Annotated in this window: 17 protein-coding genes; 13 read left to right on the forward strand and 4 right to left on the reverse strand. The window is 56.6% G+C overall.

What is annotated here, in order from left to right; genetic code table 11:
* The first annotated feature begins 28 nt into the window (after positions 1-28).
* The 11 genes from ABD735_RS12400 (at position 29) to ABD735_RS12450 (ending at position 14,406) form a co-directional block, all read left to right on the forward strand.
* The gene (locus ABD735_RS12400) at positions 29-937 is read left to right on the forward strand and encodes an alpha/beta fold hydrolase (RefSeq protein WP_344806851.1); all 909 of its coding nucleotides are present in this window, start codon (positions 29-31) and stop codon (positions 935-937) included.
* A 195-nt stretch (positions 938-1,132) separates the two neighbouring features.
* Positions 1,133-1,879: an SRPBCC family protein gene (locus ABD735_RS12405; protein ID WP_344806853.1), complete on the forward strand. Its 747-nt coding sequence runs from the start codon at positions 1,133-1,135 to the stop codon at positions 1,877-1,879.
* Between the two features lie 10 nt (positions 1,880-1,889).
* A complete protein-coding gene (locus ABD735_RS12410; protein ID WP_344806855.1) occupies positions 1,890-3,092 on the forward strand; it encodes a zinc-dependent alcohol dehydrogenase in 1,203 nt (400 codons plus the stop codon).
* A 17-nt stretch (positions 3,093-3,109) separates the two neighbouring features.
* Complete coding sequence (locus tag ABD735_RS12415; protein ID WP_344806857.1) at positions 3,110-3,892, forward strand: SDR family NAD(P)-dependent oxidoreductase; 783 nt, start codon at positions 3,110-3,112, stop codon at positions 3,890-3,892.
* 87 nt (positions 3,893-3,979) lie between these two features.
* The gene (locus ABD735_RS12420; RefSeq protein ID WP_344806859.1) at positions 3,980-4,672 is read left to right on the forward strand and encodes a metal-dependent hydrolase; all 693 of its coding nucleotides are present in this window, start codon (positions 3,980-3,982) and stop codon (positions 4,670-4,672) included.
* A 125-nt stretch (positions 4,673-4,797) separates the two neighbouring features.
* Positions 4,798-5,835: an amidohydrolase family protein gene (locus ABD735_RS12425; protein WP_344806861.1), complete on the forward strand. Its 1,038-nt coding sequence runs from the start codon at positions 4,798-4,800 to the stop codon at positions 5,833-5,835.
* A gap of 126 nt (positions 5,836-5,961) precedes the next feature.
* Positions 5,962-7,053 carry an efflux RND transporter periplasmic adaptor subunit gene (locus ABD735_RS12430; protein WP_344806863.1) on the forward strand — a complete coding sequence of 364 codons (1,092 nt, stop codon included), beginning with the start codon at positions 5,962-5,964 and terminating at the stop codon, positions 7,051-7,053.
* Positions 7,053-10,235: an efflux RND transporter permease subunit gene (locus ABD735_RS12435; RefSeq protein WP_344806865.1), complete on the forward strand. Its 3,183-nt coding sequence runs from the start codon at positions 7,053-7,055 to the stop codon at positions 10,233-10,235. Before ABD735_RS12430 ends, ABD735_RS12435 begins: the two co-directional genes overlap by 1 nt.
* An 83-nt stretch (positions 10,236-10,318) precedes the next feature.
* Entirely contained in the window at positions 10,319-11,590 is a 1,272-nt protein-coding gene (locus ABD735_RS12440) for a c-type cytochrome (protein ID WP_344806867.1), read from the forward strand.
* Between the two features lie 4 nt (positions 11,591-11,594).
* Positions 11,595-12,122, forward strand: a complete 528-nt coding sequence (locus tag ABD735_RS12445) for a (2Fe-2S)-binding protein (protein ID WP_344806869.1) — start codon at positions 11,595-11,597, stop codon at positions 12,120-12,122.
* Positions 12,112-14,406 (forward strand): xanthine dehydrogenase family protein molybdopterin-binding subunit, encoded by a 2,295-nt coding sequence (locus ABD735_RS12450; protein ID WP_344806871.1) that lies wholly within the window; start codon positions 12,112-12,114, stop codon positions 14,404-14,406. The genes ABD735_RS12445 and ABD735_RS12450 overlap by 11 nt, the downstream gene beginning before the upstream one ends.
* Here the strand turns inward: ABD735_RS12450 and ABD735_RS12455 are convergent.
* The 4 genes from ABD735_RS12455 to ABD735_RS12470 are packed head-to-tail and all read right to left on the reverse strand — an operon-like array spanning position 14,403 to position 17,299.
* The gene (locus tag ABD735_RS12455) at positions 14,403-15,815 is read right to left on the reverse strand and encodes a serine hydrolase domain-containing protein (RefSeq protein WP_344806873.1); all 1,413 of its coding nucleotides are present in this window, start codon (positions 15,813-15,815) and stop codon (positions 14,403-14,405) included. The two genes, ABD735_RS12450 and ABD735_RS12455, sit on opposite strands and share 4 nt — an antisense overlap.
* A gap of 12 nt (positions 15,816-15,827) precedes the next feature.
* A complete protein-coding gene (locus tag ABD735_RS12460) occupies positions 15,828-16,187 on the reverse strand; it encodes a DUF805 domain-containing protein (RefSeq protein ID WP_344806875.1) in 360 nt (119 codons plus the stop codon).
* Positions 16,188-16,237: 50 nt separating this feature from the next.
* A complete protein-coding gene (locus tag ABD735_RS12465; protein ID WP_344806877.1) occupies positions 16,238-16,852 on the reverse strand; it encodes a DedA family protein in 615 nt (204 codons plus the stop codon).
* Positions 16,853-16,855: 3 nt separating this feature from the next.
* The gene (locus ABD735_RS12470) at positions 16,856-17,299 is read right to left on the reverse strand and encodes a DUF2383 domain-containing protein (protein ID WP_344806879.1); all 444 of its coding nucleotides are present in this window, start codon (positions 17,297-17,299) and stop codon (positions 16,856-16,858) included.
* Between the two features lie 222 nt (positions 17,300-17,521).
* Here ABD735_RS12470 and ABD735_RS12475 point away from each other — a divergent pair, with 222 nt between their 5' ends.
* Positions 17,522-17,944, forward strand: a complete 423-nt coding sequence (locus ABD735_RS12475; protein WP_344806881.1) for a gamma-glutamylcyclotransferase family protein — start codon at positions 17,522-17,524, stop codon at positions 17,942-17,944.
* On the forward strand, positions 17,941-18,561 hold the full coding sequence (locus ABD735_RS12480; protein ID WP_344806883.1) for a hypothetical protein: 621 nt from the start codon (positions 17,941-17,943) through the stop codon (positions 18,559-18,561). The genes ABD735_RS12475 and ABD735_RS12480 overlap by 4 nt, the downstream gene beginning before the upstream one ends.
* The last annotated feature ends 258 nt before the right edge of the window (positions 18,562-18,819 follow it).

Consider the following 18,819-nt stretch of genomic DNA (forward strand, 5'->3'; position numbering starts at 1 on the left):
TCGAGTCTGATGTAAAAGGGAGAAAAGGATGTCTTACAAGCTTGGCCAGTTCGTGTGGGCCATTCTCATGCTGATTGGCCGCAAGGCTTCGAGGCTTGCACTCAGGTCGGGTAGCATCGGTGGCCGCGCCTATACCTACCTCGTCACCGAAACCCCCGATCCCGAGCTCGAAACGCTGGTGCTTTTGCACGGTTTTACTGGCTCCAAGGACTCCTGGCTCGCACTGGTCAAACAGCTTCGTGGCCACTTCAACGTTCTGGTCATCGACCTGCCTGGCCACGGCGGGAGCCACTTCGATCCTGCACAGGACTTCTATAAGCAGTCGGTCAGTATCATCGATGACATGCTCTGGTTTCACAAAAGCGATCGGGTGCATCTGCTTGGCGCCTCGATTGGCGCCTCAGTGGCCTGTGCTTATGCCGAAAGCAGCCCCCAGCGGGTACATACGCTTATCATGGTGGGGCCAGCTGGTGTACCAGTCGAGAAGGCATCAGAGTTCTATGCCGAGGTAGATCAGGGGCGGAATCCATACTGGATTCACACGCGCCAAGCCTGGAAACACCTGCTCAGGCTTGCGCTGAAAAAGCCGCCCCCGGATTTCTGGCCGGTGTCCGCCTACCTCTTTGGTGATTATATGAGACGACAGTCGACCTATCGTCTTATCTGGGATCAGATCATCGATGAGCATCAGCGCATTCGACCACTTGATCTCGTCGCCGTTTCCGCGCTGCCGTGCAGGAAGATTCTCGTCTGGGGTGAGGCCGAACGAACCTTCCACCACGCCACCGTTGGCGTACTCAATGAGCACTTGCCAGAGCTCAGGGTCTTCCGCTGTGAAGATGGTGGCCACGCCGTGCAGTGTGATCAGCCGAAATGGTTGGCCAATCTGCTGCGCGCTGAAGTGACCATGCCACCCAGGACGCCGCCTCTGCCGTAACAGGCCTGCTTATTGCACTCTTTCTCCCTGACACCGGTTGGGATGTCTCTACTGTGGTCTTAAAGCGCTGTGAAGTCTATTTGGTTCAATGACTTAACAGCGATCGTCAGGCGCTTTGGTGCATGGAATCCGCTGAAGCGCTTACAAAGGTGATCGCAGGAATTTCAACCTTCCGCTAATTGAAGAAGGAGAAAGATGATGTCGCATTATGATGAACGGCGGCCTTATAGCGAATATGACACCGACGATTATGACGCCGATTATGACACGGACTGGAACGAACTCGACTGGTCTGATGAACATGCCCGTAGCTCGAGGGTGGCCACAGGCACCGCCCTTGCCCTGGGGGCTGCCGGGATCGCGCTGGCTGCAGTGGCCGTAGGTGTTTACAGGCATAAGGCCGAGATCGCAAACCGGCCTGCCGACAGCGCGCCCGACCGGGCAGCGAAGGATATGCACCGTAGTGACGGCAAGGCAGTGGCCGGAAAGACTGTGCTCATCAATCGTCCTCGGGTTGAGCTGTTCAAATTCTGGGAGAATTACGACAACCTCCAGCAATTCATGAAAAATGTTGAGCATGTCGAAACCCAGGGCGACAAGTCCATCTGGAAGATAGCTGCACCTGCAGGCCAGAGCGTGACCGTGGAGACGGAACTGGTCGAGCGCCGGGAAAATGAATTGCTGTCATGGAAATCCACCGCCAATTCGCAGATTGAGACTGAAGGTCACATCGCCTTTCGCGATGCGCCCGCCGGTCGCGGTACGTATGTCGAGGCTGTAGTGCAGTACAAGCCGCCTGTTGGCCAGTTCGGCAGGATGATTGCGAAGCTGTTTCGACGCGAGCCAGGGGTTCAGGCCCGCCACGAACTCAAGCGCTTCAAGATGCTGATGGAAACTGGCGAGATCGCTACATCACACCACTATATCCACGACGACGTTTGAGGAGAACATTATGCGAGCACTTACATTTCACGGTACTCATGACGTCCGGGTGGACACAGTGCCTGATCCTGAAATCATCAATCCACGTGATGCCATCATCAAGATTACCTCCACCGCAATTTGTGGCTCTGACCTGCATCTCTACGACGGGGTGATACCCGCCGTGCTGGAAGGCGATATCCTTGGTCATGAATTCATGGGCGAAGTGGTGGAGACAGGTAAGAAAAGTACCTTGAAGAAGGGTCAGCGTGTCGTCGTGCCCTTCACCATTTCGTGTGGGAGTTGCTTTGCCTGCAACAAGAAGCAGTACTCGGCCTGTGACAATTCAAATCCCGTCGAAAAGCAGGATATGACCGAGATGATGTTCGGTCAGGCTGTTGGCGGGCTGTTTGGCTATTCTCATCTGACTGGCGGGTATTCAGGCGGTCAGGCTGAATACGTTCGTGTCCCCTTTTCTGATGTCGGACCGATCGTGGTGCCTGACGAGCTCGAGGACGACAAGGTGCTGTTTTTGTCCGATATTCTGCCTACAGGCTGGATGGCGGCAGAAAACGCGGAAATCGAAGATGGTGATACGGTAGCTGTTTGGGGCTGTGGTCCAGTTGGACTATTTGCGGTACAGAGCGCATTGCATATGGGCGCACACAGGGTTATCGCGATCGACCATCATCCGCATCGGCTTGAGCTGGCGAAATCGAAGGGTGCAGAAATCCTCGATTTCAAACAGACCAACGTCATGGAAGCGTTGCTGGAAATGACGGGTGGTATAGGTCCGGACGCTGTCATTGATGCAGTTGGCATGGAGTCGCATGGCTTTGCCTTCGATAGTCAGGCCAACATGATGAATGTCGCAGACACTATCAAACAGAAAGTCGGTATCGGCGCGGATCGGGGTGGCGCACTACGGGAGGCCATATTTGCCTGCCGCAAGGGTGGTCGACTTTCCATGCCAGGCGTCTATGGTGGTTATCTCGACAAGTTTCCGCTGGGCGCATTGATGGAGAAGGGGCTTCAGGTCAGGACTGGTCAGACTCATGTGCAACGGTATACCAAGGAATTGCTGGAGCTCATCAGGGAAGACAAGATCGATACCACTTACATGATCAGTCACAGGTTGTCGCTTGAAGATGCGCCATTGGGCTACAAGAACTTCAAGGACAATGCCAACGAGTGGACCAAGGTGGTCCTCAAGCCAGCATTGGAACCAGCCTAGGCAAGGAGGACATCCGCATGAGCTCCAAACCAATTGCGGTAGTCACCGGCGCCTCTACTGGTATTGGCTATGAACTCGCTCTCTGCTGTGCGAAAGACGGCTACGATCTTGTCGTCTGTGCCAATGAGTTGGAGATTGACGCTGCCGCCGGGAAGCTTAGGCAGCATGGTGCGGTGGTCGAGCCTGTTCAGGCTGACCTCGGTTCAAAGGAGGGCGTGGACAAACTGTGGTCTGCAATACGGGGGCGTCAGGTTGACGCGCTCCTCGCCAATGCGGGCCGTGGTCTCGGAGGTGCATTTCTCGATCAGGACTTTGATGAGGCCAAGAACGTGGTTGACGTCAATGTCAGTGGCACGATTTCGTTGGTGCAGAAGGTTGGGCGGCAGATGCGCGACCGGAATAGCGGCAGGATCCTGATTACGGGATCCATTGCCGGCTTCATACCCGGTACGTTTCATGCTGTATATAACGGCACTAAAGCTTTTCTCGACAGCTTCGCTGAAGCCTTGCGCAATGAGCTCAAGGACACGGAAGTGACCGTTACCTGTCTCATGCCAGGGCTGACCGACACATTATTCTTCGATCGTGCAGGGATGCAGGGTACGGCAGCTTACGACGCGCCAAAGGAGGATCCTGCCAAGGTGGCGAAGGTTGGCTACGAGGCAATGCAAAAGGGTGACGGATCGGTGGTCAGTGGCTTCATGAACAAGGTGCAAACGACCTTTGCTGGCATCATACCTGATTCGGTTCTGGCAAAAATGCATCGTCGCCTCGCAGAGCCTCAAGACTCGAAAGCCTGAAAGGAACTCAGGTTCCTTGCTTGCTCTGGATCAATTGGCAGGGTATAAGGGACTGATTCCAATGGATTAAGGGCGACGCCAGGGACAATGGCAAACTTCAATGCACATCTGGTAGGCGGCGCAGTCGTGAGCGGCTTCGCCGCTTCTGCGATGGCATATTCCACCGTTTATTCTCTGAACGAGGCTATTGTACTGTGGGTGGCTGGCACCATCGGTGGTGTGCTGCCGGATATCGATGCCGACTCTTCTGTGGCGCTGTCGTGGATCTTTACCCTCCTGGCCTTCGTGGCTGCGCTTGTCGTTCTGCAGTTTGCGCCTGGCCAGTCACTGGTCACGATCTGGGTGCTGATGCTGGGTATCTTCGTCGGTGTCCGTTTTGGCATCATGCAGCTCTTCCTGCGTCTCACACGACACCGGGGTGCCTACCACTCCTGCGTCGCTGCTGTGTTTACTGCGCTGTGCGTCAGCTACGTCAGTCTGCGATATCTCCACCAGGACGAGGCATTGGCCTGGGCTCTGGGTGGCTTCGTGCTACTGGGTTTCATGACGCACCTGGTGCTTGACGAATGCTACGCCATTGATGTGGTCGGCGCCCGTGTAAAGCGTTCCTTTGGTTCAGCTATCAAGCCATTTAGCCTGCAGGCCTGGTGGGCCAGTCTGCTATTTGGCGGTGGCAGCTATCTTCTATGGGAAGCCCTGCCTTCCCCAGCGCCCTTCGTTGATGCGGTGACCACGCTGATCATGCAGCCGTCCACCTGGCACTTTGCCTGGCTGGGCTGATCATGAGCGAACTACCCAGGGATCTTCTGTTATTATCGCCGCTGATACGGTCGGTATGATGCTGACGTAGAAGTAGCTGTGTGTGACCCAGGACGGGCACTCTTTGTATAACGGAGTTCATAATCTTGCTGTACCGGATCGTCTTTTTCCTGCTGTTTTCAGCTGTTCTGATATCTTCCAACGCCCATGCACGTGACTATCGCTTCAGCGATTCTCATATGCATTATGTCGATTTCTTCCAGAATTCGGATGGCATGAACAAACTGCTCGAGTCCATGGATAAGGCCAAGGTCGATCACGTCATGATTTCAGGCATTCCCCTCACGAAGAAGTGGGATGAGAATGAACCGAAACGCCCACGCTATTACGCTGGTGATTATGGCAGCACCTATTGGTACAGCGCCACTGACGACATTGTCGCCAATGCAGTGATGAAGCTTTCGCCGGAGCAGCAGAAACGCTTTCATCCCTTCCTCTGCGGTTTCAATCCCACCGACAAGAACGCCGATGAACATATCCGACGGCTACTGGACAGGTATCCTGGACTCTGGCAGGGCATCGGGGAGGTCTTCACCCGTCACGACGACATCACTGCCATGACCGAGGGTGAGACCCCAAGGCCTGATAACAAGGCCATGGAGCGGGTTTATCGACTGGCTGCGGATTATGATTTGCCGGTAATGGTTCACGCCAATATCACCTCGCAGCGAGAGCGTAATCCCCTCTATGTCGACGAGGTCGAAACTGCCTTGAAGAAGCATCCTGAGGTCAGGTTCATCTGGGCTCATGCAGGCACCAGCAAAAGCCTGCATCGTGTGCAGGAGCGGCTGAACTTTCTGCATCCCCGTCTCGAAGAGCTGTTGAAAGACTACCCCAATCTCTATATAGATCTGTCGTGGAGCATGCTCGACCCGTATCTGCTGAATGCTGATGGCACACCGGACAAGGACTGGCTGGCGCTTGTCGAAGCCTTTCCAGATCGCTTCATGATTGGCTCTGACGTGGTAGGCAGTTTCGACAGCATGGGCAAGTTTCTGACTGGCTTCGAGCCCTTTCTCGATGCTCTGCCGACAGCTGTTGCCAAGGCGGTGGCGCGGGATAATTTTCTCGCTGTTCTGCCCCGCAACCGACAGATTGCGTCAGCGGAACCTCAGCCTGACTAGACCCTCCGCAGCTCAGACGTCTTTTCCTGCAATAGATATGAATACATCAAGGTCCGGCGGGGGCGACCTGCCGTAACTTTTAGCAGTACACACGCTCCTTCCAGTTCACCAGCCAGAGGAAAACCTTTGCGGCCTCGTATTGTCCTCTCGAACACCCCGGTATTGATGCTCTTCCTCATGGTCACGCTTCCCCTCTCGGCGGCTGAGCTGCCAGGTGTTCAGCTCAGCCCCGTCGAACAATCCTCTATCGTGGAAGAAGTGCGTCTGAACGGCACGGTGAATGCCATGCGAAATGCTCGCTTGTCACCTTCGGTGCCTGGTCTGGTAGAGGCGGTGCATGCAGAGCCCGGTGATCGGGTAGAATCCGGTGACGAACTCATACATCTGGACGACGAACTCGAGCGCCATATGCTGTCCAGCGCCCGGGCGGAAACCCAGGAGGCACGCGCTCTGCTAGCCGACGCCGAGCGACGACTCAGTGAGGCTCGCTCGGTGGGCGCAGGTCGTAACATCGCAGCAACTGAAATCAGTGCTCGTGAGAGTGCAGTCGAAACGTCAAAAGCCATGTTGTTGCGCCTTCAGGCTGAAGAAGCCAGGCAGTTGGCGCTGCTGAGCCGACATAGCGTCAAGGCACCGTTCAGTGGTGTAGTGACTGCGCGTCACAGCGATCTCGGCGAGTGGGTCACGCCAGGTGACCCCTTGATGGATCTTGTGGACAGCAGCGATCTACGTCTCGATTTCCAGGTTCCGCAGGATTATTTCGCGCTCATCGGCGAAGGCAGCAGCGTGATGGTCGAACCCTCAAGTTCGTCCGGTGGCGCCGAAGCGATGGCCGCGTCTATCGACGCAGTAGTGCCAGTGACCGACCCCCAGGCACGCACTTTTCTGCTGAGGACCAAAGTGCCAGAGCAGCTTCAGCTGCTGCCGGGTATGTCGGCGACTGCCATGCTCAGGGTGGATTCAGGCAAGGCAGGTCTGACGGTACCTCGAGATGCCATCAATCGCTATCCCGAAGGCCGCACCACAGTATGGATTGCCGAAGCGGAGGGGGAAGACGTATTCGTGGTGCGTGAACAGCGGGTCGAGCTTGGCGCCAGCTTTGCTGAGAGGGTGGTGATCCGGGATGGACTGACTGGCGAAGAACAGATCGTCTCACGTGGCAACGAATCGCTCAATAACGATATGAAGGTCCGTCTCTCCAGGTGGGCAGCCGAATAATGTTTGCCGGTGTGATTCGCCACGGCACCCTGGTCGCCGTGGTCACGCTCATATTTGCGATTCTGGCGGCTGTCGCAGCCTGGCAAATTCCGGTACAGATGATTCCGGATCTCGAAGTGCGCACGGTGACGGTGGAGACCCAGTGGCCCGGCGCGACGCCTCAGGACATCGAAAAGGAAATTCTGATCGAGCAGGAGCGCTACCTGCGCAATGTTCCCAATCTCAGTCGCATGACCTCGACGGCTTCCAGTGGGTCGTCCGAAATAGAGCTCGAAGTTCCCTTTGGCATCGATACCACTGAGACGCTGATTCAGGTCAACAACGCGCTGAGTCAGGTGTCGAATTACCCCTTGAATGTAGACGAACCGAGGATTGTGGCGGCCTCGTTCTCCTCCAATGCTTTCATGTATTTTCGGGTCTCGACCCTGCCAGGGAATCCGCGAGATCTCGATATCGATCTCATGCGTGACTTCGTTGAAGACCGGGTGCGGCCACGAATGGAAAGTGTGGCCGGCGTTTCCGAAGTCGGCGTCGGTGGCGGTGCGGACCGGCAAATGCAGATTACCGTCGATGAGCAGCGCCTGGCGCAGCGGGGGCTCAGCCTGCTGGATGTCCGGGACGCGATCAACGCCAGGAATCAGGATATCTCGGGTGGCGAGATTGATGCCGGAAAGCGGCGCTACCTGCTCAGGACCGTCGGTCGCTTCGACGATATAGAAGCACTCAGAAACCTTGTGGTGTCCCGACAGGGGGATAATGTGATCCGGCTCGGCGAAGTCGCTACTGTGCAGCAGGATCACTCGCGCATCCGGGAACTGTCAGTCATCAATGGCCGAAAAACGCTTGGCCTGCAGGTGCGGCGGGAGAGTGGCTCCAACGTCATCGATATCAAGCATGCGATGCTCGAGGAAGTCGAGCGAATCAATAGCGAAATTCTCGAGCCCGAGGGGCTGATACTGGAGTTGACCGCTGATGATGCGCGCTATGTGGAAGCTTCGGTGGCCAACGTCTGGACCAACCTCGCGTTGGGGATGTTTCTCGCTACCCTGGTGATGTATCTCTTCCTGCGCTCCTATAAAGCCACTTTAGTAGGCGTTATCGGTATTCCGCTGTGTGCACTGGCGGCTTTCCTCGGTCTGCTGATCACCGGCCGCACCATCAATGTCATCTCCATGGCTGGTATCGCTTTCGCGATAGGTATGACGGTAGATAACAGTATCGTCGTGCTCGAAAACATCGAGCGTTACCGACGTCTCGGCAAGAATCGCTTCGAATCCGCGCTGCAGGGGGTCAAGGAAGTCTGGCCGGCAGTGCTGGCTTCGACCATGACGACGATACTCGTCTTCCTGCCCATCCTGTTCATCGAAGAAGAAGCCGGGCAGCTCTATTCCGACGTGGCGATAGCTATTACCTTTGCCATCATTGCGTCGATGCTGGTCGCTGTCACGCTGATTCCGACCCTGTCGGCGCGGCTCAGTTTCGGCGTAAGCTCGGAGCCTACCGAGGATGGCCGTGAGCCCGAAGCGAAAGGCTGGGAAGGTAAATTTTCAAGGGGCGTCAGCTGGATTATTGCGGGCCCAGTTCGCAGAGCCGTGGCTCTGTTGGGCACCGTGCTGGCCAGCGTGCTGATCATCGTCATGCTGACGCCGCCGGCTGAGTATCTACCAGAAGGTGAAGAGCCAAAAACCTTCGCGTCGATGAATGCGCCACCTGGCTATAACCTCACGGAAATGGCAGTGATCGGCCAGCAGGTAGAGGATCATTTCCTGCCTCATGTGAATGCCGATGGCAGTGCCTATGCCGCGGGTGAGACCGCCGTGCCGCCAATGGCCTACCTGAACCTTCAGGTGAGCCCGACCTCCATTCGCGTGATCTCCGAAACGATCGACCCTACACAGATCGAAGCCCTGATGGATGCCTTGACGAACTTCTACGAGCAGTTTCCGGGCATGCGAGCCTTCGCAGCGAAAGGCTCCATCATCTCGAGCAACGACGGTGGTACACGCAGCATCAATCTGGATATATCAGGCCCGGACCTGGTGTCGGTGTACGCGGCAGCCAATGCGGCTTATGCGCGAGCCAACGAGGTCTTCGATAATCCCCGTATTCAGACCCAGCCATCGACACTCACGCTGGCCCAACCCCTGGTGCAGATCCGGCCCGACTGGGACCGGATTGCCGAGTTGGGTCTGGACACCGAGTCGATCGGCTTTACCGTTGCCTCGCTCACCGAGGGCGCCTTCGTCGACGACTTCTTCCTCGATGACGAGAAGATCGACATTTACCTCTACGGTAGTGAAGGCCGGAATCCGACGCTGGCTGGTTTGCCGAACGTAATGGTGCATACGCCTCAGGGTGCAACACTGCCGCTGAGCAGTCTTGCGACGATTGAAGAGACCGTCGATACCAGCACAGTCCGTCGAGTAGACGGCCGGCGAACAGTGACGCTGAACGTCATTCCACCAGACGATGTCGCACTGGAAACCGGCGTCGAAAAGGTTCGCAACGAGTTGTTGACACTGATGCGGGAAAACGGTGAATTGCCCGGCTCAGTCAGTATCGATATCTCAGGCGCCAGCGATCAACTCAATGCCACCAAGGCCGCGCTGACCAGTAATTTCATTATCGCTGTCGCGATCGTCTACCTGGTGCTGGTGGCGATATTCTCCCACTGGGGTTATCCCCTGTTGATCATGACGGCGATCCCGCTGGGGATAGCCGGCGGCATCGTGGGCCTGGCCCTGATGAACCTGGTAGGCGGCCTGCTGCCAATGATAGGACTGCAGCCGCTGAGTCAGCCCTTCGACATGATCACGATGCTGGGCTTCCTGATTCTGATGGGCACGGTGGTGAACAATCCGATTCTGGTGGTGGAGCAGACGAGAGAAAATCTGCGACAGGCTGGCGTCAGCATCGTCGACGCCGTGGGACGGGCAGTGGAGACACGGCTGCGACCGATAGCCATGACCACCTTGACGACGATTTGCGGTCTTGCTCCGCTGGTCTTTATCCCAGGGGAGGGTACGGAGCTGTATCGCGGGGTTGGTGCGATCGTACTGTTTGGTTTGCTGGGCGCAGCGACTGTCACCCTGACCTTCCTGCCGGCGCTGATCGTCACTGTCCTGAAACTACGGGGTGTGAAATCAGGCGCTACCCCATCGGTTTCAACCGGGACTTCGTAGAGTGTACATGCCATTCACGCACAGTCATCCGGAAATGGATTTTCCGCACTGCGCAGCACAGGGCTTGGAAGGGCCTCAGCTCGATGGACAATTCTGGTCAGTTCAGACAGAGAATCCTGGTGACGCTTTGCCTCTTGTCTGCAGGGCTATCAATACCGGCAGGCGCTGCAAGGCCTGCCGGGCAAACTGACAGCGCGCTCGATCGCGGCCGCTATCTCACCCAGGCGGCAAACTGCAAAGGCTGTCATACCACAATACTCGGCCAACCCTATGCGGGCAGTGTGGCATTCGATACACCCTTCGGCACACTATACTCTACCAACATCACGGCGGACGAAGTCGAGGGCATAGGCGCTTGGACTGAAGACGAGTTCGTTCGTGCGATGCACGAGGGCATCGGTCGAAACGGCCAGCATCTCTATCCTGCATTTCCGTACACAGCGTATACCCAGCTCTCTCGAGAAGATGTTATTGCTATCAGAGACTATCTGATGGCCCAGCCCGTTGTAGCTCATGAAGTGCCGTCCAATGACATGAAGTTTCCCTTCAGTAACCGGAGTCTGCTCTGGTTCTGGAAGCTCATGAATTTCGATGAAGGTCGCTTCGCCGCTGACGAAGATCAGTCCGAGCAGTGGAACAGAGGCGCCTATCTTACCGAAGCCCTCGGACACTGTGGGCAATGCCATACCCCACGTACGCTCACACAAGGGCTGGATGATGATGAAAAATTTGCTGGCGCTGTGCTGCAAGGCTGGCGGGCCTACAACATCACACCGCACGAGACAGGCATAGGCAACTGGTCAGGTGAGGAGCTCCGCTTCTATCTTTCGACAGGTCACATACCAGACAAGATTGCCTCAGGCGGTCCCATGGCCGATGTGGTCACTAATAGTCTGCGGCATCTGAGCCCTGAAGATATCGATGCGATGGCGACCTATCTGGAAACGATCCCCCCGCAAGCAGGTATCGTTCCTGCGCTGTCAGATGTCAGTTTCAACCTGGACGAGCCAGCTGAAGACTCGGCGTTGGCGGCCACCATGGCCTCAGGCGAGCAGCTATTCGAGACAGCCTGCGTCAGCTGTCATTACCCCGACGGCGGCGGACCTGGGGGCGCTTATCCGCTATTTCCTCATCACAGCGCGGTGCGTGCCGAGGATGGTCTCAATCTCATCAATGTCATGCTGCAGGGCCTGGAGAGGCACGGCAGCGATGGCTACAAATTCATGCCTGCCTATCACGCTCTGATGAACGACGAACAGATAGCAGCAGTCGTGACCTACGTCGGCAGGCGTTTCGGAGGCTATGAAGCCGACTTTAGTGCCGAGGATATCCGCAAGCAACGACAGGAGCACTAGCAGCATGACCACCCGGATGACCCTGCAGGTGAACGGTGAAGCGCGGGAGGTGCAGATCGATGCCACCACCCCCTTGCTGTATGTGCTTCGAAATGAGCTTGAACTCCGTGGCGCAAAGTTCGGCTGCGGTCTGGGTGAATGCGGCGCCTGCACGGCACTCGTCGACGGTCGGCCGGTGCGGACCTGCGTGACGGCGACCGGCGCGATCGGTGAGCGAAGTATCGTCACGATCGAAGGCCTGGGCTCAGCTGAAAATCCACACCCACTGCAACAGGCCTTCATAGATGAACAGGCAGCGCAATGCGCTTATTGTATCAGTGGGATGATCATGACGGCGAAGGCACTTCTGGAACGCAAGGCTTCACCAAGCGATGCAGACATACGCAACGCGCTCTCGGCCAATCTCTGTGGCTGCGGTACGCACCTTCGCATCGTGCGGGCTGTGCAGCGAGCGGCGGGGGTGATGCGAGGCGAGACAGCGAAGCCGGATGACGCGGGGATGAAGGACGAGGGGGTGCAGCATGCGTCCTGAGTCGGGTACCGGTCTCGTGAATTCAGCACTCCCGGAGGCGCTCTCGCGTCGGCACTTCCTCAAGGGCACCGGTGCGATGGCGATAGGCTTTTCGCTCCTGCCTGCTTTAATGCCGCGTCTGGTAGCAGCCGATACCGAATCCGCGAATGGCGTTCGGCCAGCCAAAGCCTCAAGTAGCGATGTCGATGCCTGGCTGCTTATCACCGGTCGGGGTGAATTGGTCATTTACAGTGGCAAGGTCGAGTTAGGCACGGGTGTTGAAACCGCGCTGCGGCAGATTGTCGCTGAAGAACTGCTCATGCCCATGGCGGCCACGCGCTTCATCCAGGGCGACACCCAGCTGACGCCAGATCAGGGTTACACTGCAGGCAGCAACACGATCAACCAGGGTAGCGTGCCAATGCGGCGTGCAGCAGCCACTGCACGACGGCTGCTGTTCGAGCGGGCAGCAGAGCAGCTGCAGGTTCAGGTTGATCAGTTGACCGGTAGTGACGGGAATATCCATGTCGCGGGCGACGAGGCCCAGGCCGTGAGCTACGCTAGCCTGATCGGCAATGGCCTCCTGGAGGCCAGCATTGACCAGGAACTGGCTTTTCTTGACGCAGATCGCTACCGGCTGGTGGGGCAGTCGATTCCTCGAGTGGACATACCGTCCAAGGTGTTCGGACGCTTTACTTATGTTCATGATCTCACGGTGGCGGGCATGCTGCATGCCCGCGTGATACGACCACCGGACACCGGTGCCACGCGAGTGACTGCAGAACTCAAAAGTGTCGACCGTAGTTCAATTCCGGCGGGCGTAAAGATCGTGCAGCGAGGCAATTTTCTCGCTGTCGTTGCCGAAAAGGAATGGCAGGCGATCAGTGCCGCGGATGCCCTCAAGGTCGAATGGCACAGTCAGCCCAGGCTGCCACGTATGGAGCAGCTCTATACTGAAATGAGGGCGATGCAGTCGGAGGAAAAGACAATAGCTTCAAGCGGCGATGCGAACACGGCGCTCGGCGAGGCCGATGAGACCATCGAAGCGGTGTACCAGTGGCCTTATCAGATGCACGATTCCATAGGGCCATCCTGCAGTGTAGCCAATGTTACCGCAGATTCGGCCGAGGTGTGGTCGAGTACGCAAGGCGTTTATCCCCTGCGCAGCTGTCTGGCAGACCTGCTCAGTATGCCTGAAGACGCCGTCCGCGTGATCTACGTCGAAGGCTCTGGTTGCTATGGTCACAATGGCGCCGATGACGTGTCTGCCGATGCTGCGCTGATTTCCCAGATCGTTGGCAAGCCCGTGCGCGTGCAATGGTCGCGAGCAGACGAGCATGGCTGGAACCCGAAAGGCCCCGCCATGGTCATGGTACTGAAGGGCGGGCTGTCTAGCGAGGGAGACATTACCAGCTGGACTTTCGATAACTGGACGCCTCCGCATCTGACACGACCTATTGCCAGGATGGGCGCCAAAAACCTGCTCGCAGGCAACCTGGCGAGTGATCTGGTACCCGATGGGCCCGCCATTGGCGGTGACCGGAATGCCGGTGTCACCTACCGATACCCGAATTACCAGGTGACTACGCACTGGATTCCAGTTGAAAGATCACCCCTTCGGCCTTCGGCGCTTCGCGCACTGGGTGGCATTCAGAACAGCTTCGCCAATGAATCATTCGTCGACGAGCTCGCACATGCCGCAGGCGCAGATCCAGTGGCGATGCGTCTGAATTATCTGCAGGACGAGCGCGCGATTGCGGTGATCAAGGCTGCTACCGAAAAGGCTGGTTGGCAGGCGCGGAAGTCTCCACAGCGGCATCTGGAGCACACTGACGAGATGCTATCCGGCAGAGGCATGGCCTACGCACAGTACAAGAACGGTAGCGCCTACGTGGCGATAGTGGCCGAGGTAGGGGTCAGTGTCGACACTGGAATTCACGTGGGCAAGATCACTGTAGCGCATGACTGTGGTCTGATCATCAACCCGGATGGGCTGCGCAATCAGATTGAAGGCAACGTGTTGCAGGGCATCAGCCGGACTCTCAAGGAAGAGGTGATTTTCGACCAGATTGGTGTGACCAGTCTGGAATGGGGCGCTTATCCGATACTGACCTTTGCTGACATTCCGGAAGTGGACATCGTGCTGCTGGATCGTCCCGAGCTGCCTCCACTGGGTGCAGGTGAACCAACGATTGTTGCTGTTCCAGCCGCCATCGCCAATGCGGTATTCGACGCCACTGGTCTTCGCCTGCGAACTGTGCCGTTTACAAGACAACGCTTGAAAGCAGCCTTCTCTGCAGCTTAAAGCGCCTCAGTATCGGAGGGCACGAGCGCCCGGTAGCGCTCCCCTAATGGATAATCTTCCTTGCTCCAGCCTAGTCTTACAAGCACCAGGTTTTGCGACGGTACCATCAGCACGAATTGCTGCCGATTTCCGGTCATGTAGTAAGCGTCTGCGGGCAGGAGGGGACGGCGCAACTCGGAAGCAGCATCGTGACCGCGGTTAAGCCAGAAGTGATAGCCATAGCGGGATTCGTTGCGGCTACGATTGGGCGTGGTAGCAGCTGTGACCCAGCCGTCAGGCAGCAGACGGGCTTCCTCGGCCTGTCCCTCGTTGATGACGCCATCATCGAGCATGAGCTGCCCCAGCCTTGCCCAGTCCCGTGCTGACGCATACGCAAACGAGCTGCCGACGAAGACGCCGCTGGGGTCCATCTCGAATACGGTATGGGCCATGGCCATCGGCTGAAGAATCTCGCGATACAGAAAATTCAGGCTGTCTTGTGGTGAGCCCCCCAACTGTCTCTGAAGCCAGTGCACCAGCATATTGGTGGTCGCTGACGAATAGACGGACTGCTCTCCCGGTGGCCGGACGAGAGGTGTTTCCATGTGAACTGAAGCCGCGCTGTGCGAGCCAAAGAGCATACGCGTGGTGGTGCTCCCCGGGGCGTAGATTTCAGCTAATTCGAGGCCCGACGTCATCTGAAGCATGTGCTCGACCGTGATGAGACGTCTGTCGTCCTCGGCCCAATCAGCAAACAGCACGGCATCATCCTGGCTAATGATGCCAAGGGCTTCAGCGCGACCCAGCATCACCGCCGAGAGACTCTTGGCCATCGACCAGCCGAGCAGTTTCGTCTCTTCGTTGTAGCCCTGGGCATAGGATTCCGCGGTCACGACACCGCTTTCGACCAGCAGCAGCGCGCGTGTATCAAAGCCTTCGATGTTGTCCTGTTCAAGAAGCACATCGAGCTGCACTTGACGGGGCATCTGAATGGTACTCACGACTGGACCGGCAGGCCACGCTGTCTGATCCGTAGTGACGGCCGGAGAGGCCGGTACCTCCAGCTGATCGAGGTGCGAGGTGTCGCCGATATTGAGTGTGCAACCTAGCCCGGGCCGATAGCTCGCGGAGGTCCTGCCCATGCCCAGCAGTTCTGCAGACACTGCGGGAAGACGGGTATCAATCTCCAGTGTCAGCAATCGGTTAACGGGCGAGTAAGTGGCAAGATCATCCACGATCTGCTGCTTGTCGAGACCGGTAACGAAATGCCCGGAGCAACCGAGTTTGGCGCCAAAAGCGCTCGCAAGGCTGACAACCGAGCCGATGTTCCAGGGGTAGAACCCCAGTAGCAGGCGCGAGCCAAGCGAGAGTCCGGCCACCAGAATGGCAACAACCACCACTATTACGACGCCCCGCACTGCGCCGGTCATGAAGGGGACAATTCAGTCAGGTGGATTGAGGCCTTTGGGATTGGGGCCATACTCGTTCGCTCCAGGTTCACTATCGAGCGCGAGCATGATAATGATTATGATTGTGCCGATGACGGGAATCAGCATCAGCAGATACCACCAGCCAGTTCGACCAGTATCGTGAAGCCTGCGCACGGCCGCAGAAATGAGCGGGATGAATAGGACGAGGCTGTAAAGGCCACTCAGAAAATTGCCGAGCCCAAGAGTCCGTTCTACGAGTCCGATGCCGAGCAGTATCAGGATATGGATGAGTATGAACATCCAGTATTCGGTTCTATGTGCGCGGCCAGTAAACACCACGTAATTCTGAAGCGCCTTCTTGTACCATTCCATGGGGGATCCTTGAAGCATGATCAGATGAGTGATGTGGTCTTGATGAGCGCTCAGTCCGCCTTCGCGGCATTGCGTCGGTCGAACGTGACAACCCGATAGATATAACCGAGGACGAGGCCAATAACTACCACATTCGAAATCGGGTTCATGTATTCCCCGATCAGTTCGAAATTACTTTTAAGCAAGTAGCCTGCGCCGGTCAAGAGCACGGTGAAAATTATGGTGCCAGCAGCTGAATAGAGAAGGAAGGGCAGCAAGCTCATTCTGGCCATGCCGGCCGGAACGGAAATGAGCGTACGAATACCTGGTAGCATTCTGCCAAAAAAAACCGCAGCCCAGCCGTGACGCTGAAACCAGTCCCGTGCTGCGTCGACTTCATGGGGGGAGAGCCCAAGCCACCTGCCGTGGCGAGATGCCCATCGCTTGAGCCTGTCCGCGCCAACGAGACGTCCGATGTAATACCAGAATATCGCACCGAGCAATGAGCCAATACTACCCGCTACGACAACGCCGACGATATTGAGTTCGCCTTTGGCCGCAACAAACCCTCCGAGCGGCATGATCAGCTCGGAGGGAATTGGCGGAAAGACGTTCTCGGCGAACATCAACAGGGCAATACCGAAATAGCCGGTCCTCTCGACCAGGCTGACTACAAAATCAAACATGCATCAGGCAGTGGCCTTTTCCTTCAGATGTTGGTCTATCCACGCCTTGTGACGCTGCTCATCAGCATAGTTGGCATTGAGCACACTCAGCTCATGAGGCTGGAGGTCGTCCAGACCACGAGCCTTGTCATAAGCTACGTTAGTGACCTTTTCATTGGCGCTCATGGCCATCAGGATGGTCTTGTCGCCAATGAGATCGGCCAGCACGACCTTTCCCTTGGTAAGAATACGCTTGAAGTCTGGGCCATCTGGTGGCGTTTCACCACGCTTCCTGACGAGATCACCGATATTCGCGGTATGACGCACGTGATCCTGCTTGAAGCTTTCAAGCTTCTTGGCGGCCTGCTTGTCGTCGAGGCGATCAATGGCTGCATCATAGGCTTCGATGGCGTCATAATCGAGCGCGACGAGTTCCTTTAGTGCTTTTATGACTGCTTTATCTGACATGGTCCTATCTCCTTATGGTCATTCGACCTGGTGTAGCGCAAAGAAATAAGCAAGCCATGCGCCAACTCGAAGAAGGGGCGGTCTGCTGCGGCCTGCAGGTGAGTGTGTTGCATTCGTAGCACTGCGAGTGAGCCGAATACTACAAGCTGTCGTGTAAGAAATACGCTGCTAACGGGGCAGCCCCGAGATGTCCCCACTCTGATCGTATCTGGAGAAGAAGCCGTGCCGGAAGAAGATTATCTGTTCGTATACGGGACTCTGCTCAAGGCAGGATCGCCCCAGGCTTTCGAGCTGCTATCCCAACACTGCGAGCGTCATGCGAGCGGCCGGATTCAGGGCAAGCTGTTTGAAGTCGACGGTTACCCCGGGATGATAGATTCCGACAGCGTAGCTGATCGCGTTATTGGAGAGTTATATCAGATCGGTGGCCTGCACAGCATTCTACCCGCCCTCGACTACTATGAGGAATGCAGCGAACATTTTCCGCAGCCTCATGAATATATCCGGCGTCGGCGTCGGGTCATACTGGCCGACCATGTGGTCGTCGAGGCCTGGGTATACCTGTATAACCGTGACACGGCTGGATTAGAGCGCATTTATAGTGGGGACTATAGCGCCTTCATTTGCTCACCTGGAGAATCATGATGCCACTCTTTACCCTGATCATACTCATAGCGCTGGCCATACTCGGGTTTTACGCTATTCGGCAATCGAGCGCGCGGGCAAACAAGCGTCTGGAAGACGAGGCGGAGGGAGAGCAGGACAGGTCGCTCATCAAGACCCGAACCAATGATGTGGACGAGGTCGATGACCGGCATGCCCGCCAGGCGTCGATGTATGCCGGAGACCTTGGGGACTATCAGAAAGAGGAGACTGAGATGGCTATCGAGCTTGCCAGGGAAAAGTTTGGACGCTCGCTGGATTTTTCACATCGATCGGTTGCTGATGTTGAGGCCATTCTTGGTGGTGCCCATGACTACACCTTGCTGGGCGATCCGAAAGATACTGATAATCTGGTCGACTGGGCTGAAATATTCGGCTGTTATATCGCCACAGTCATTCAGAAGCAGACCGGCGAAGGGGTGTTGGCTCGTGATCATCAGGATCTCGGTGACAGCAGCTATCCGTTCAGTTGGCGCGGCGAAACACTATTCCTGCAGTTGTGGTGTCACAAGCGAATATTTGATGGCCCTGAGTATGACGTGAGCCGCAGATACAAGGCTGACATTCTGGACAGAATTTATCGGTCCACCTCAGAGTGACACCGCATCGGGCTCGGCAGAGTCTATCAAGCAGCGCTGCGCCGGCGTAATTTTTCGGAAGATCATCTGCTGAGGAGGGCGTTGATGCCGCTGAGTCCGCCGGACCTCCCCTTGCAATTTCTGCTCATGACAGGTAAACAGGCCCTCCAGTTCAGGAAGGTCCCCGCCGTTTTTTCAAACAGTTTAACGCCAGAATGAACCAAACGAGTTAAGTTCCGTACCTACGGCCATCGAACTCTGCTCGGCCTTTTGGCATAG

Origin of the sequence: Allohahella marinimesophila (assembly GCF_039538005.1) — a bacterium.
GTDB lineage: Bacteria > Pseudomonadota > Gammaproteobacteria > Pseudomonadales > Oleiphilaceae > Allohahella > Allohahella marinimesophila.